Origin of the sequence: Marinobacter zhanjiangensis (assembly GCF_014651935.1) — a bacterium.
GTDB lineage: Bacteria > Pseudomonadota > Gammaproteobacteria > Pseudomonadales > Oleiphilaceae > Marinobacter > Marinobacter zhanjiangensis.
On sequence record NZ_BMXV01000002.1, the window covers coordinates 1 to 14,056 of the forward strand.

A 14,056-nucleotide genomic window follows, 5' to 3' on the forward strand; every position below is an offset into this window, starting at 1 on the left:
GACCGCTACTGATTAAATATTAAGCGGTTAGACCCTGACCTGAACCGGTATGGCGATAGGTCGACCCGTCTGCGAGACTTGTTGGCGGCCTATGAGAAATCCGGGCTGAGGTCACATCCTTTGTCTAGCTATGCATGTGCCATAAAACGGTCGTTTTCTATCCTGCTTGATCGGGCCTCATGCGCCAGTCAGCACCCAGGATCAGAATCCTGAATTTCAGGTCGATACTCTTGAAGAAGCAGTGTGTGATCAAATCTGCCAGGAGAATTTTACTGGCAAGCTCTGAGAGCGACCTGAGTTGTCGCAGTGTCTTCGTAAACTTCGGAAGAGCGATGCGCTGATCATCTGAAAGCGAGATCGACTGGCCCGTTTACTGAAAGACCTGATTGAGGATCGCCATGATCGAGAAACCAGCGCGTGGTTGAATAGTGCCAACGCCCGGCATCATCCCCTTAATCAGAAGTTGCATTACTGCTTCCGAACCATCCTGCTGAGTGACGATGGTGCGGCGCCCAGTGAGCTGTTCCGTTGTTCCCAGAAAGCCGATCATGGTTTGGGTGTGCTTTATTACGCCCGCCCGGAAGAGGTCTGTGCCCGTGCCTTTGAGGCGTTTGTGGAAGACTCTCAGCCGGCCAACAGCTTTCTGGTGCGAGGAACCCGATCTTCGGATGAAGCGCGGGCCGGGTTATATCCTCAGGGAGAACACCGACAGCATATCCGGCAGGCTTTTACGGCGTACTTCGCTGCACTGGGGGCAGCACTCTATCGGGAACAGGCCAGGGCCGGGTGAGGTCGATGTTCGCACTGGTTGACTGCAACAACTTCTACGCTTCCTGCGAAAAACTGTTCCGGCCGGATCTGCGGGATAGGCCGGTCGTGGTGCTGTCCAATAACGATGGCTGCGTTGTCGCCCGCTCCCGGGAGGCCAAGGCCCTGGATATCAAAATGGGTGTACCGGTACACCACATTAAAGCGGAGATGCGCCGCTACGGCATTCAGGCCTTCTCATCCAACTATGCTCTGTATGGCGACCTCAGTCGTCGGGTCATGACCACTCTGGAAACCCTCGCACCGCAGGTGGACGTCTATTCCATCGATGAGGCCTTCCTGGACGTTACCGGAATCAATAGGGTGATGAGTTTCGAGGCATTTGGCGGTCAGGTCAGAGACACCGTCGCCCGTAACGTCGGACTGCCCGTGTGTGTGGGATTTGCACCGACACGCACACTGGCAAAGCTTGCCAACTATGCCGCCAAGAAGTATCCGGCCACCGGAGGTGTCGTGGGCCTCACCGAGACCGCCCGGCAAAGGCGACTGATGGCGAAAGTGCCCGTGGACGAAGTGTGGGGGGTAGGGCGCAAGATCGCTGGCAAATTGCAGGCGATGGGCATCACCACGGCACTGCAGCTGGCCGATGCCGATTCGGCGACCGTGCGCGAACGGTTTTCGGTGGTTCTGGAGCGCACCGCCCGTGAGCTCAACGGCATCCCATGCATTCCCTGGGAAGACGCTCCTGCACCCAAAAAGCAGATCCTGTGTTCCCGCTCCTTTGGCAAACCCGTACAGGCGCTTGCGGGCCTGGAAGAGGCGGTGGCCCACTTCGCCACCCGGGCGACCGAAAAGTTGCGTGGTGGAGGGCAGTATGCCGGGGAGCTGATGGTCTTTGTCCGTACCAATCCGTTCAAGGCGACGGCCCCTCAGTATTCCAGAAGCAGCTCAGTGCGATTGGTGACACCCACACAAGATTCCCGGGAGGTAGTCCGGCAGGCGCTGAACCTGCTCCGGCCCATGTATCGCTCTGGCTACGACTACGCCAAAGCGGGTGTGATGCTGGGTGAGCTGACCGACGAAACCGGTCTGCAGGCCGACCTGTTTGAAGCCTCTACCAAAGACCAGTTCAGTGATGACCGCTCGACTCGGCTCATGTCGTTGATGGACGACATCAACCGCAAATCCCGGGCCTCAATCCGGACTGCCCGCCAGAGCGGACCGGCAGCCTACGCCATGCGTCGGGAACACTTGTCGCCGGCGTACACCACCGATTGGAAGCAGCTGCCCCGGGTGACATGAGAGCATCCACAAGGGACAGTGCGACCACTGAACTATACTGACTGTCTCAATCCGGGAGGTGCTTTATGTGTGGCCGTTACAACGTAACCGACTCGCCAGAGATTCAGGATTTGATGGCTGAGCTGGGCATGCCCGGATCAGCGCCCCGCCCTCAATTGAATGTTCCACCCGGCGGGACCGGGGAGTTTGTAGTAGAGGCTGGTGGTGATCGTTACCTGGAACCTGGCATCTGGTCGCTGCTGATCGAGCCTCATCCTGACGGCCATGGCTACCGCCCGAACCCCAAATTCCACACCTTCAACGCCAAAAGTGATCGACTCTCCTCCAGCCCATTATGGAAGAAAGTCTATCCCTGTAAGCGCTGTGTCATCCCGGTCAGTGCTTTCCATGAATGGAAAGGTAAACAGGTCTACAACATCCATCCTCAAAACGAAGCCACTGCGCTGGCGGGATTATGGCAGTCCTGGCATTTCGGAGAGGAGCAGGTCAGTTCGTTCACTGTGATCACCCTGCCACCACACCCCCGGTTCAGTCATATCCATTCGAAAAGCCTTCCGCTCATGTTGCGACCGGACGATTTTGATCTGTGGCTGGATCCGGATTTTCATCATACGGATGCGTTTGCGCATCTGATGAAAACCCATATTCCGGCGCCGTTGGTTTGTGAGCCGGTCAGGGGCACGAAGGACTTGACGTTGGTCGGAGACGCCGAAGTCCTGGATTCCGACTGACCCTGCGTTTATCTCTCCTACTTGCCAACTGACGCTGTCACCCCAACTCTCAAGCGTTCCATGACAGGTGCACGTCGGGGGGGGGCTGGCCTCCGCGCGAGCTCCGCAGAATAAAATGCCCGCCAGGCAATACTCTTGCATTCCGGGAGGGGCCAGGCAGCTCGATTTTTCATTTCAATAGGGATCGTTGATCAACACCAAAAAACGATAGTCCGATCTCCGACGACTAGGCGAACCGGCCTTTCTGGCGGGTATTTTCATGTAACCATTTTAACAGCGTTCAGATTTGAGGTGGTGCCCTGTAATAGGCCTACTGTTCACCTCGTTTCTTACTTCCCACTTTTACAGTCACTCATACACGCCTCGGCATCGACATCCGGCCGTGGGTCTGGTCGAACGAAGCCATCCCGGTTGGGCATTTTGATTTTTGGAAGTGAGTTGGCGTCGAGGGTTGTGCCTTCGTCCACAATGCCGTTGAGATGAAGAACATAGGCGGTGACGGCATAGGTTTGATCCGGTGAGAGGCTTTGTGGTGAGTGGAATGGCATGGCACGGTGGACGTAGTCGTAAAGTGTGGTGGCATAAGGCCAGTAACTTCCCACAGTCTTGACCGGAGAGTCACTTGCCAACGTACCTTTACCGCCTACAAGTCGGTCCATCTGGCCACTTTTACCGTCAGCGCCGTGGCAGCTCTGGCATTGAGCCTGGTAAACCTCCTTACCTTCAGGCACGCTTCCGGAACCATCGGGCAGACCTTCACCGCTGGGCGGCACATCAATGTTCCAGCCCGCGATTTCCTTATCGGTGGCTTCCCGGCCCAACCCGTAATCTTCATCCTGAGCCATAACCGTGACAGTCCCAACCAGGAACAAAAACATAATGGATGCGATGGTTTTATACATGAACATTGCTGACCCCTCCATCAGAGCTGACTTCCCATGTTTGTATGGCATTCAGGTGATAGACCGAATTCAGCCCTCGCACGTCAATTAACGCCTGAAGGGTGGGCTGAACGTATCCGGTTTCATCAATGGCACGGCTCTGGAGTAGTGCGCTCCCACCTTTCCACCGCCATGGAAGTCTGAATGCAGTCAGTGCCTTAGGCTCCACCGGGCCTTCGAGCTTCGCCTGTGTCCAGTTACGGCCCCCGTCGACGGAGACGTCGACCCGGGTAACCTTGCCGCGGCCAGACCACGCAAGCCCCCGTATTTCGTAAAAGCCCTTTTCCGGAAGTGTGTGCCCCCCTGACGGAAAGGTGATTACCGACTTTGCTTCCATCACGTAGGTAAACTGACGGGCGCTTCCATCTGGCATCAGGTCGGTGTATTTGGACGTTTCTTCCCGGGTCATATAGGGCGCGTCACTGACTTCGAGCCGGCGCAGCCACTTGATCTGGGTGTTGCCCTCAAAGCCTGGCAAGATGAGACGCAAAGGGTAGCCCTGCTCGGGCCGCAAAGCCTCTCCATTCTGGGCGTAGACCACCAGCGCATCGTCCAGTGCCTTTTCCATAGGAATGCTGCGGGTCATTGCGGCGGCATCGGCTCCCTCTGCCAGAATCCATTTGGCCTTATCCCTGACGCCCGCTGCCCGCAGCAGGGTAGACAGGCGTACGCCTGTCCATTCACAGCAACTGAGCAGACCATGCGTGTCCTGAACAGTCTTGCCGGTTGGCTGTTTCCATTCGGTCAGAGTGTTGCCCGAACATTCCAGGAAGCGCTTCATTGATACTTGGGGGAAGCGCTTTATCTCGGCCATATCGAAGATTATCGGCTTCTCGACCATACCGTGCAGCATCAATTGGTGCTGATCAGGATCAATATCCGGAACTCCACCGTGATGACGTTCGAAGACCAGGCCATTGGGTGTAATGGTGCCATTCATATCCTGTAAGGGAGTAAAGCTCCAGGACGAGGTTTTGGTGGGTGTCAGATCCGTGGGTGTGCGGACTACGCCGTCTTCAAACCTGGAGGGGTGACCATAGGGCGGCGACAGAATAGGCTCGCCTTGTGTCAGGGTCCATTTCGGAACATTAGGTGCAAGGTTTCCGCTGCCATTGCTGGCCGCCAATGCCTGGCTGATCGGTAAAGGCAAACTGGCTACCCCGACCGCCCCCAGGGTGCGTTTGAGAAATTGTCGCCTCTCTATCTGCCCGTCAGTGCGGTTATTGTCAGCCATCATTCGATTCCTTGTTATTGTTACTACAACTTTATCACTGCACCTGATGCCTGGATGCTTCATCAATTGCCAGGACAATCTGGTCGACAGGCCTTGAATATTTATTGAACAATTATTAACCACTTAGCAGTAGCCTTAGGTCCTGTCAAATCAGGAAAACCGGGAAAGTTTTATTTTTAAACTGTCTTGGTAGAAAAGCCATGTGAATCTTCATCGGATTCACAATTTGACTGACTTCGAACCGAGTAACGAGCCTATGGCTGAGACATTCACTGTGGCTGTGGCCGAACAACCGAGATAAAACATTGCAAGATGCTCTGCAAGTCCTGGCCGGGGAGGATGTGGGATCGGGCGAGGTTTTGGCTCAGGTGCTCAGCCAACTGCTAATCTCAGTCCTCTACCTCGGATTTTTTCCGGGGCTTGTTTGTTGTCGGTAGGCGGGGTCCGACTGGTGATTTGTAAGCAACGGGCAAGAAAGACCGTTGTTCCCACAAGTGCGTAGCGGTGCCCGTTTCCTTGGCGGCTTGGGTGCGTTGCGGGTGATCCTGGCCCAGTTAGGGGCCTCACTTAATTTTGTCAAGGCCATGGCCTGGTTGGGCTTGGAGGCCCTTGGATTTTTGTGGCCTGGCTGACTGGCGGGCAGTTGATGAAAGGGGGGAATGACGCGCCGCGAACGGATCCGTCTATCCGTCAACTGGTCGAAAATCTGTTTCGGTATTGGCTACAAAAATGGTCGTGGGTGACGGTACTGGCAAATTTCCGTCGTGCCCTGAAAAGCCTTACGGTCAAATTCCATCGGAGTCTAACAAGGACCTGGCCGTAAATGGCACGGGTGGGGCACGCTCAGGGCACGGAGGAAATTCCGGAGAGCTAAACGAAAAAAGGCAGACCAGTAAGTTACTGATCTGCCTTTCTTTTATATGGTAGCGGGGAGCAGGGGCGGCTGAGCGCCTGCGGCAGCAACATAGCCGCACGCAGTGCGGATAGAAGGTGCTGACACAAATAGCCCCCTGCACACACAAAAAAAGCCAGCTTTCCAGCTGGCTTTTTTTAATATGGTAGCGGGGGCTGGATTCGAACCAACGACCTTCGGGTTATGAGCCCGACGAGCTACCAGACTGCTCCACCCCGCATCAAACTTGTCGTTGCAACAAAAAGTTCTGGTTAACTTTCTGTTTTGGAAGCGTTTTTGCTTTGCTGCTCCCTTCAACGTGTGCGTATATTAAGGATTCGTTGGTGGACTGTCAACGGGTATTTTCAAAAAGATCAGGTTAAAACGAAAGTCGGGTCCTCAAACGCCTGGAGTGGGTCGGTCGACCTTCACTATGGTTTTGTCGTAACCGGATTAGTGGTCTGTTCCTTGGTGCTGTTCTTCACCGGCGCCGGGGGGCAATATCTCCATCGTTTGCCACCCGGTGTATCATTCTGATCGTCGTCTGATAATGTCAGCGGACTCCCATGTGACGCCGCAGGTCCGACACGATGTGGTATTGGGGCGCTATGGTCCCGGCAAACAAGGATTCGGGGTTCGCCGGCACGCTAACTGATGAATTTCTGACTGGTTGAGGGTTAATAGATGCCGAGGTTTCTGCACACGGCGGACTGGCAAATGGGGCGGTCATACAGCCGCTTTGAGGCAGAGGATGCGGCCGCTCTGGTTGAGGCGAGGTTTCAGGCTATTGAGAAGCTCGCCGGGCTGGCGAACGAATATGAGTGTGACGCGGTGTTGGTGGCCGGCGATGTGTTTGATGCTCAAACCGTATCCGACCGCACCATTCGCCGGGTGTTTAACGCAACCAGAGGTTTCTCCGGCCCCTGGGTCATGCTTTCCGGCAACCATGATGCGGCACTTGTGGAAAGCGTCTGGACCAGAGCCCGGCGCCTGGAGGCCGTGCCCGGGAACGTCCACCTCGCCCTCGAACCCGGCGTGATCGAACTGGAACAGGCGGGTCTGGCAGTGCTTTGCGCTCCACTGACGCAGAGGCATACCTATAGCGATCTGACTGAGCCGTTCAACTCCCTGGAAACCCCGGAAGGCCTGGTCAGGGTTGGCCTTGCCCATGGCGGCGTGCAGGGCTTGTTGTCCGAAGATATCGATGCCACGAATCCCATTGCCCCTGAACGTTCAGAGGTTGCCCGGCTGGATTATCTCGCCCTGGGGGATTGGCACGGCACAAAGCGGATTGATGAGCGTACCTGGTACTCCGGGACGCCGGAGCCGGAACGGTTCCGGAATAACGAGGCCGGACAGGCGCTGGTGGTGGATATCGCCGGGTCGGGTGAAAAGCCGGAAGTAACCCCGATCCGAACCGGTCGTTACCAGTGGCACCAGTGGCGTGAAACGCTGGCTGTCGAATCCGACCTTGCTCAACTGTTGGAACGGCTGCAGGCCCTGCCCGAATCGTCGGTTATCGACCTGCGCCTGGAAGGGTCGGTTACCCTTGCCGGCGAGGAAAAACTGCTGCGGGCCCTGTCAGTGGCAGAAGCAAGATTCCGGAGCACCCAGTGTGACCGGAGTGAACTGCATCTCGAACCCACCGAAGATGACATTGCCGAGCTGAAAGCCGATGGCTATGTGGGAGAGGTTGTTGAAGCTTTGCGCAACCAACAGCAGGACGATGACAGTGATGTTGCCAGGGAGGCACTGGCCATCCTCGCGGGGCTGTTGCGGGACAAAGAACAGGAGGCCGACCAATGAAGCTGCAACGTGTGCGCATCGAGCAGGTGCGTCAGTTCCGCAAGCCACTGGTTCTGGACAGCCTGCAGCCGGGTCTGAACCTGATCCATGGTCCCAATGAATCCGGCAAAAGCACCCTGGTACGGGCCATTCGCGCCGCGTTTTTCGAGCGTTATCGTTCAACAACGGTAGACGACCTCGCCCCCTGGGGCGATTCAGCGGCAGCACCCACCATCGAGCTGGACTTCGAGCATCAGGAGAAGAGCTGGCACTTGACCAAGAGTTTCCTGAAACGAAAACGGTGCAACCTGAAAGTTGGTACAGACAGTTACAGTGAAGACGAGGCGGAAGAAAAGCTCGCAGAACTGCTTGGCTACCAGTACCCGAAACGCGGTGTCAGCAAGGCGGAACACTGGGGTATCCCGGGATTGCTCTGGGTCGAGCAGGGTACCGGCCAGGATATCGAGCAGGCCGTAGAGCACGCCGGAGACCATCTGAAGTCCGCCCTTAATTCACTGGTGGGGGAAGTGGCCAGCTCCGGTGGCGACGAACTCATTGAATCCGTGCGTTCCCGACGAGATACCCTGCTCACCTCAACCGGCAAACCCCGTGGTGATTACCTGCAGCTGGAGAGAGATCGTGATCAGTATCAACAGGACATCGAAGCGCTCGAGGAGCGGATCCGCAATTACCAGGACCAGGTTGACCGACTACAGGAGCTGACCCGGGAGTACGAGCAAGCCGAGGAAGAACGCCCCTGGGAAGACGCCCAACGGCAACTGGATCAGGCCAGAGAACGATACCAGCAGGTAGAGCGTCTGGAGCAGGATCAGAAGCAGGACGAGGCTGCGCTCGAGCAATTGCTACGGCACCAACATCTGCTGAAGCAGAACAGGGACCATCTTGAAAACCTGACCCGCCAGCTTGAGGGGCGAAAAGCCGAGCTTGACAGGGCACAGCGTGAGTTCGAGCAAACGCAGGCAAGCACTGCGGCCATTACCAGTGGTCTGGCTGATGCAACGTCCGCCTACGAGACCGCTGAAAAGCAGCTTGAAATGGCCCGCCTGCTGGAAACCCGCACCAGACTGGAACAGGACATTCGCCGCCTTGAGCAGCAGAACCGGACGCTGTGCCAGAACCTGGACAAGGCTCGTGACCACCAGAAACAGCTTGACGAGGCCAGGGCCGAAGCCCGGGTGAATCAGATCGATGCCAGCGCAGTAAAAACGCTGAAACGCACCGAACAGCAGCTGAACGAAGAAACCATACGCTCACAGACCATTGCCACCCGCCTGAGCTGGCAACTGGAACCGGGTGTATCGGTCACCCTGAACGGTGCACCAATTGATGAGCAGGGAGAGAAGCAACTGCTGGAGGAATCCAGCCTGGCCATTCCCGGTGTGGGTACTCTGGGCATCACCCCCGGGGGCGAGGAACTGGCCAGCACCCGTCGCAAACTGAATGCGTTGCAGCAGACCCTGGCTGAACAGATCAAGACTCTGGGTGTGAATTCGGTTGAGCAGGCGGAGACCCGGCTGGCGGCTTATGAAACGGCCCGGCGCACGCTGCAGCACGCCGAAGAGTTGTTCAAATCGGTCGCGCCGGCCGGTATCGATCCGTTGGCGTCCGAGCAGAAGGACATCGAGGTTGGACTGGATAAGGCCAGAGCCCAGCTGCAGGCGACACCCGAACCGGATACGTCCCAGGGAGTGCCTGACATGGCCGAGGCCGAAGCGGCCTTTACCCGGGCAGCAGGCAGACTTGAAAAGGCCGAAACCGAGGAACAAAAGCATCGGGCGGATTTGCTGACCAGAAAACAGGCACGGGACAGTGCCAGCGCAGAGTGGCAGCGCCTGGCCGAGGAAGAACAAAGCCCGGAGCGCCAGCAACAACTCCGGCAGCTGGCCGACGATCTGGCCGACAACGAAGCCCGGAAGACGGAACTGGAAACCCGCCTCAGAAACCGTGAGCAGGAAATCCGGGAAGCCCGCCCGAACATGCTCCGGCAGGATATCGAACGCTACCAGAAAAGCATCAGCCATCTTCGGCAGGCACAGGAAACCCGGGGGCGCGAGCTGAGGGATATCAGGGTCAGGCTGGAAGCCTGGGGTGCGGAAGGCCTGGAAGAACAACTGAATGAACAGCGGGCAAAGCTGGAGCAATGCGAGCGCCGCTATCAGGAGCTGCATCGCCGGGCCCTCGCCCTGGACCTGTTGCTGTCGTTATTGACGGAAAAGCGCCAGGCACTGACACGCCGCCTACAGGCACCGCTGCAGAAACACCTCAATCACTATTTATCGTTACTGTTTCCCGACGCCTCACTTGAAGTGGATGAGCAGCTGAAACCCGGAACGTTCAGCCGGGGCACTGAGCTGGGTCAGATTGTCGAATTGAGCTTCGGGGCCAGGGAGCAAATGGGGCTGATCAGTCGTCTCGCCTATGCGGATCTGTTGCGGGAAGCGGGAAGACCCACTCTGGTGATCCTGGACGATACGCTGGTACACAGTGACAGTGATCGGCTTGAGGATATGAAACGCATCCTGTTCGACGCGGCCAGTCGGCACCAGATCCTGTTGTTTACCTGCCATCCTCAGAACTGGAATGACCTTGGTGTTCCACCCATCGACCTACAGAGCCTGAAGGTTCAGGCCGTTGCAGCGTTATGAGCCGGTGCCGGCGTAGCTACGCTTTACGGTATGAACCTTCAGGCGGCGCATAACACGGTGTTCCCGGTGAGACCGGCGCGCTCGCGGACAGGGCGGGGTCAGACCATGTCCCGTGGAATGGTTTCATTCCAGTTTCTTGAAAACACGCGCGTCTCTCCCTCCCAGGCATCCAGTTGTGCATGGATGTAGAAGTGCTCGGCATCGCAGGTCATCACCGTACGGGTGACGGTTTCCACGTGCCAGTCGCCACGACGAAAACCCCATTCGCACAGGGTTTCGCCACGCAATGAGCTGAACTCGTCGTTACAGTAGGTGTACCACTCACGGGTACTGCGCTTTATTTCCAGGTCCACGTCGGTCAGACGGGTCCAGCCTGGATCATTGACCACCTCAAGCGTTGATATGTCGTTGGCCAGGTCGCGTTTTACCCACCAGTTGTTGTGCGCCCTTTCCAGCGCCACCTGACTGATCGGGGGGGCACCCTCCGGTTTTTCAAACTCGGGTTCCGGCGGCTGGTCATGAGGTTGATGGGCAGGAATGATGAAGCGGCTGCCCGACGGGAAAATGGTCAGCCTGGCCGGTTCGGGAGCGGCCCAGGCGAGCGGGAAATAGGAGGTAGACAATGACAGGCGAAGCCGGTGTCCCGCGGGAAAATGCTGACCGCAGCCATTGAGTGTCAGCCGGATCCGGTAACGCTTGCCGGGAACCAACTCTTCCGGGGACTCGTGGCTGTCCCGATGGCAGAGGTTGAGGACACCATAGGTCACCCGTGTGGTCTTGTCATCGGGCGCCATGTCTGACAGCCGCGCGGCCAGCATGGCCACGGGGCGGTCCGAAGACAGCTCCACCTCCAATACCGGTGAACCCAGCAGTTCCAGCGGCTGCTCCAACGGCTCGGATTCGAATATCAGGGCGCCGCCATCCTCTTCACGTTGATCATGGGGCAGGTCCGGGGTAGCCGCGTAGGAACACCATTTGCCCGCGAACAGCCCCACGCTCAGTGGCGATTGTACGGTTCGCGGCTTATCGTTCGTTACCTCACCTTCTGGCAGCAGGCGGTTGCCACTGTCCAGTTGTAGCGTCTGCATGACCACATGGCGGCTGGGCCACTCCGGTTCCGCCAGCCAGCGTCCCGGCCTTTCCTGATAACGGGTAAAGGGCGGAAGACTGTCTTGCAGCCAGGCGCGCAGCACCGGCTCGCGGTCCATACCGTTGTCCTTGCCCTTGAGCCAGTGGTCCCACCAGCGCACCGCCTCCTGCAGGAATCCGATGGCGGGGCCGGGCACGCCCTCATGGGGATACATGTGGCTCCACGGGCCAATCAGGCCCTGGCGCGGTACCTTCAGGTTTTCCATCAGGCGGAAAACCGCATTGGAATAACCGTCCGCCCAGCCGCTCACCGCCATCACCGGGCACTGGATATCGTTCCAGTCCTCGCACACGGAGCCATGCTTCCAGTAGTCGGTGCGATGGGGATGACGCAGCCACTCGACCACCCAGGGTTCATTGGCGCGCAGGCGCTCGAACCAGAGGGCGCGCCACTGCTCGCCGACCATCTCGGGATCCGGTGGCAGAGAGTTGAAAGCGAACATGGTGGAGGCCCAGGACAGATTATCCCCTAGCAGGCAGCCACCCATGTAATGCACATCGTCGGCGTAACGGTCGTCGGTGGCGCAAACGGAGACTACCGCCTTCAGTTCCGGCGGCTGCATGGCGGCGATCTGCAGGCCATTGAAGCCCCCCCAGGAGATACCTATCATCCCGGCATTGCCATTGCACCAGGGTTGTTGTGCCAGCCAGCGCAGGATTTCGCAGCCGTCATCCAGCTCCAGCTGGACATATTCATCCGTCAGCGCACCATCGGAGTCGCCGCTGCCTCGCATATCCACGCGCACAGCCGCATAGCCGTGGCCGGCAAAGTAGGGGTGCATCACGGCGTCTCGCGGACGGGTCATGTCCCGGCGACGATAGGGGATGTATTCCAGTATCGCCGGAACCGGCGCATCCTCTGCCCCCTCAGGCAGCCAGATGCGGGCGGCAAGCTCCACGCCATCAGGCATGGGGATGCGTACATGCTCCATCTCACGAACATTATAAGGCAGGTCGTTTGCTACCTGGGGTGAGCTCATCCGTCCTCCTGGTGGCCGTGACGAAACCGGAAATCCAGTCGTGCCTTTATCTGGTCTGCCTTTTGGTCGATGTCTTCCACACTGTCGCCGCCCACGAACAGCACGGCGTACTCGAAGCTGTAGCTGTCCTGGTGGAGCATGTCGCTGAGCCTGCTGCCCTGTTCCGCCTCCACCTGAATTTGGCACCCCGGCATATCGTTCTCAATGGCACGAACCTCATCCGCATCGGGCACCCGCTCGACCACGCCGTCCTGATGTTCACGCAGCATGATCTTGGCAGCATATTGGTACTTGCCGCCTTCCGGAGGAAAATTCGGCTCGCGCCCCAACGCGACGTCCACCATGGCCTGAAGGTTGGAGCTTCCGTCCACCATTTCGAATAGCGGACTATGCGATTTGGAGCAACGGGTATTCACTTCCAGCATCCACACGGAGCCGTCTTCCTCGTTATAAAAAAACTCGATATTGAACGGCGAGTTGTCGAAGCCCGTCTGCTCCATAAAGCGTTGACAATCTTCGAACATGATGTCCTGAATCGATGCCGGCATGCCGGAAGGATACTGATAGCGAGAGAAGGAAGAACCGACCGCACCCTCGCGCAGCGAGTCCACTACCCCGTAGATTGTGACCTCTCCATTGAGCACATAACCTTCCAGGGTGCACTGCACTCCCGCAGAGACGATTTCTTCGGCGATACAGTGCCAACCGTCGACAGGCGCGATATCGTCCGGAATCTCAGCCATTGCCAGGATATGGTTGAAGGGTTCGGCAAACACATGGATACGATCACGGGTCTGCCTGATGGCATGTTCAAAGTCCTGCCGGTTATCGACATGAAAACCCAATTGCGAGGAATGCGCCCGCACAGGTTTGATCCAGAAGGGGTAAGGTAGTGGCGGCTTGTCCAGCACGCTCTCGTCGAATGGGTTCACGCCCGCGAAACTGGGTGTCTGCCGTGGCGCCACCCGTCTTTCTTCCACCCGCGCCCAGTACTTGTGCTCGCAGCGCAAGGTGGCTTCCAGGGAGGGGCCCCGCAGGTTCCACTCTCGCCGCAGGACGGGTAGCATGCTGGCAGTGGGGAAGTCCCAGTATCCAACGATGGCATCCACCGTCCCGGGAAAATTCTTCAGCGTCTGCCGGGCACGGTCCAGAAGCTCTGCCATATCATATTCTGTTGTGTCGACAGCCGTCTTCATATCAAGTACGGGACGGAAGACCATCTCCTCACTGCCCCGAAGCCTCTCAAGCATGGCCTGGTTAAAGTCATCCATGGCCAAAACAAATATGTTCTTTTTCGACACTGCCATTTCCTCCACCCGGATCATTGAGTCCGGCGACTTACTGGTCAGTTGAAGGGTCTCGCTAACACGTGCTGCATCGTCGGATACCACTAACAGTAACCATAGCACACACAGACATTGGTGGGCCGGCCGCCTTCTTGCGGGAGGCAACCGCGAGAAGGCGGGTAGAGGGTAAAGCCGGAATGGACTGTGCCACTAAAGCAGCACAGTCCATCGAGGCGTCAGCATCCTCGGATCCGTATGCGGAAGATCCGGATTCAACATGGCAGACGGAGCAGAAACGGTCATCGTGAGGAGAGCCTCACTA

At 57.6% G+C, this 14,056-nt stretch carries 10 protein-coding genes and 1 tRNA gene; 5 read left to right on the forward strand and 6 right to left on the reverse strand.

The window, feature by feature from the left end:
• Nucleotides 1-370 precede the first annotated feature (370 nt).
• Nucleotides 371-550: a hypothetical protein gene (locus IE079_RS18745; RefSeq protein ID WP_227712296.1), complete on the reverse strand. Its 180-nt coding sequence runs from the start codon at nt 548-550 to the stop codon at nt 371-373.
• 9 nt (nt 551-559) lie between these two features.
• On the opposite strand from IE079_RS18745, the gene IE079_RS18750 reads away from it, so the two are divergent.
• The 3 genes from IE079_RS18750 to IE079_RS03540 all read left to right on the forward strand — a co-directional run bounded on the left by IE079_RS18750 (nt 560) and on the right by IE079_RS03540 (nt 2,801).
• Nucleotides 560-790 carry an LPD1 domain-containing protein gene (locus tag IE079_RS18750; protein ID WP_227712297.1) on the forward strand — a complete coding sequence of 77 codons (231 nt, stop codon included), beginning with the start codon at nt 560-562 and terminating at the stop codon, nt 788-790.
• 5 nt (nt 791-795) lie between these two features.
• Entirely contained in the window at nt 796-2,070 is a 1,275-nt protein-coding gene (gene umuC / locus IE079_RS03535; RefSeq protein ID WP_189573008.1) for a translesion error-prone DNA polymerase V subunit UmuC, read from the forward strand.
• 65 nt (nt 2,071-2,135) lie between these two features.
• Nucleotides 2,136-2,801, forward strand: coding sequence for an SOS response-associated peptidase (locus IE079_RS03540; protein ID WP_189573010.1), 666 nt, complete (start codon nt 2,136-2,138; stop codon nt 2,799-2,801).
• Nucleotides 2,802-3,130: 329 nt separating this feature from the next.
• Here the strand turns inward: IE079_RS03540 and IE079_RS03545 are convergent, their stop codons facing one another.
• The 3 genes from IE079_RS03545 to IE079_RS03555 form a co-directional block, all read right to left on the reverse strand.
• Nucleotides 3,131-3,703, reverse strand: coding sequence for a c-type cytochrome (locus IE079_RS03545; protein WP_227712298.1), 573 nt, complete (start codon nt 3,701-3,703; stop codon nt 3,131-3,133).
• Nucleotides 3,696-4,976 (reverse strand): sulfite dehydrogenase, encoded by a 1,281-nt coding sequence (gene soxC, locus IE079_RS03550; RefSeq protein ID WP_189573013.1) that lies wholly within the window; start codon nt 4,974-4,976, stop codon nt 3,696-3,698. The genes IE079_RS03545 and soxC overlap by 8 nt, the downstream gene beginning before the upstream one ends.
• Nucleotides 4,977-6,032: 1,056 nt before the next feature.
• A tRNA-Met gene (locus IE079_RS03555) sits at nt 6,033-6,109 on the reverse strand.
• A 443-nt stretch (nt 6,110-6,552) separates the two neighbouring features.
• On the opposite strand from IE079_RS03555, the gene IE079_RS03560 reads away from it, so the two are divergent.
• A complete protein-coding gene (locus tag IE079_RS03560) occupies nt 6,553-7,674 on the forward strand; it encodes a metallophosphoesterase family protein (RefSeq protein ID WP_189573016.1) in 1,122 nt (373 codons plus the stop codon).
• Nucleotides 7,671-10,319, forward strand: coding sequence for an AAA family ATPase (locus IE079_RS03565; protein WP_189573019.1), 2,649 nt, complete (start codon nt 7,671-7,673; stop codon nt 10,317-10,319). The genes IE079_RS03560 and IE079_RS03565 overlap by 4 nt, the downstream gene beginning before the upstream one ends.
• A gap of 98 nt (nt 10,320-10,417) precedes the next feature.
• Here IE079_RS03565 and IE079_RS03570 read toward each other — a convergent pair whose 3' ends face one another.
• Nucleotides 10,418-12,448, reverse strand: a complete 2,031-nt coding sequence (locus tag IE079_RS03570; protein ID WP_189573022.1) for a CocE/NonD family hydrolase — start codon at nt 12,446-12,448, stop codon at nt 10,418-10,420.
• On the reverse strand, nt 12,445-13,839 hold the full coding sequence (locus IE079_RS03575; RefSeq protein ID WP_227712299.1) for an ATP-grasp domain-containing protein: 1,395 nt from the start codon (nt 13,837-13,839) through the stop codon (nt 12,445-12,447). Before IE079_RS03575 ends, IE079_RS03570 begins: the two co-directional genes overlap by 4 nt.
• Nucleotides 13,840-14,056 lie beyond the last annotated feature (217 nt).

Bases quoted from the DNA above. Each gene is read 5' to 3' on its own strand.
- IE079_RS18745 (WP_227712296.1), bottom strand. From the start codon at position 550: ATGATCGGCTTTCTGGGAACAACGGAACAGCTCACTGGGCGCCGCACC.
- umuC (WP_189573008.1), top strand. From the start codon at position 796: ATGTTCGCACTGGTTGACTGCAACAACTTCTACGCTTCCTGCGAAAAA.
- IE079_RS03540 (WP_189573010.1), top strand. From the start codon at position 2,136: ATGTGTGGCCGTTACAACGTAACCGACTCGCCAGAGATTCAGGATTTG.
- IE079_RS03545 (WP_227712298.1), bottom strand. From the start codon at position 3,703: ATGTATAAAACCATCGCATCCATTATGTTTTTGTTCCTGGTTGGGACT.
- soxC (WP_189573013.1), bottom strand. From the start codon at position 4,976: ATGGCTGACAATAACCGCACTGACGGGCAGATAGAGAGGCGACAATTT.
- IE079_RS03560 (WP_189573016.1), top strand. From the start codon at position 6,553: ATGCCGAGGTTTCTGCACACGGCGGACTGGCAAATGGGGCGGTCATAC.
- IE079_RS03565 (WP_189573019.1), top strand. From the start codon at position 7,671: ATGAAGCTGCAACGTGTGCGCATCGAGCAGGTGCGTCAGTTCCGCAAG.
- IE079_RS03570 (WP_189573022.1), bottom strand. From the start codon at position 12,448: ATGAGCTCACCCCAGGTAGCAAACGACCTGCCTTATAATGTTCGTGAG.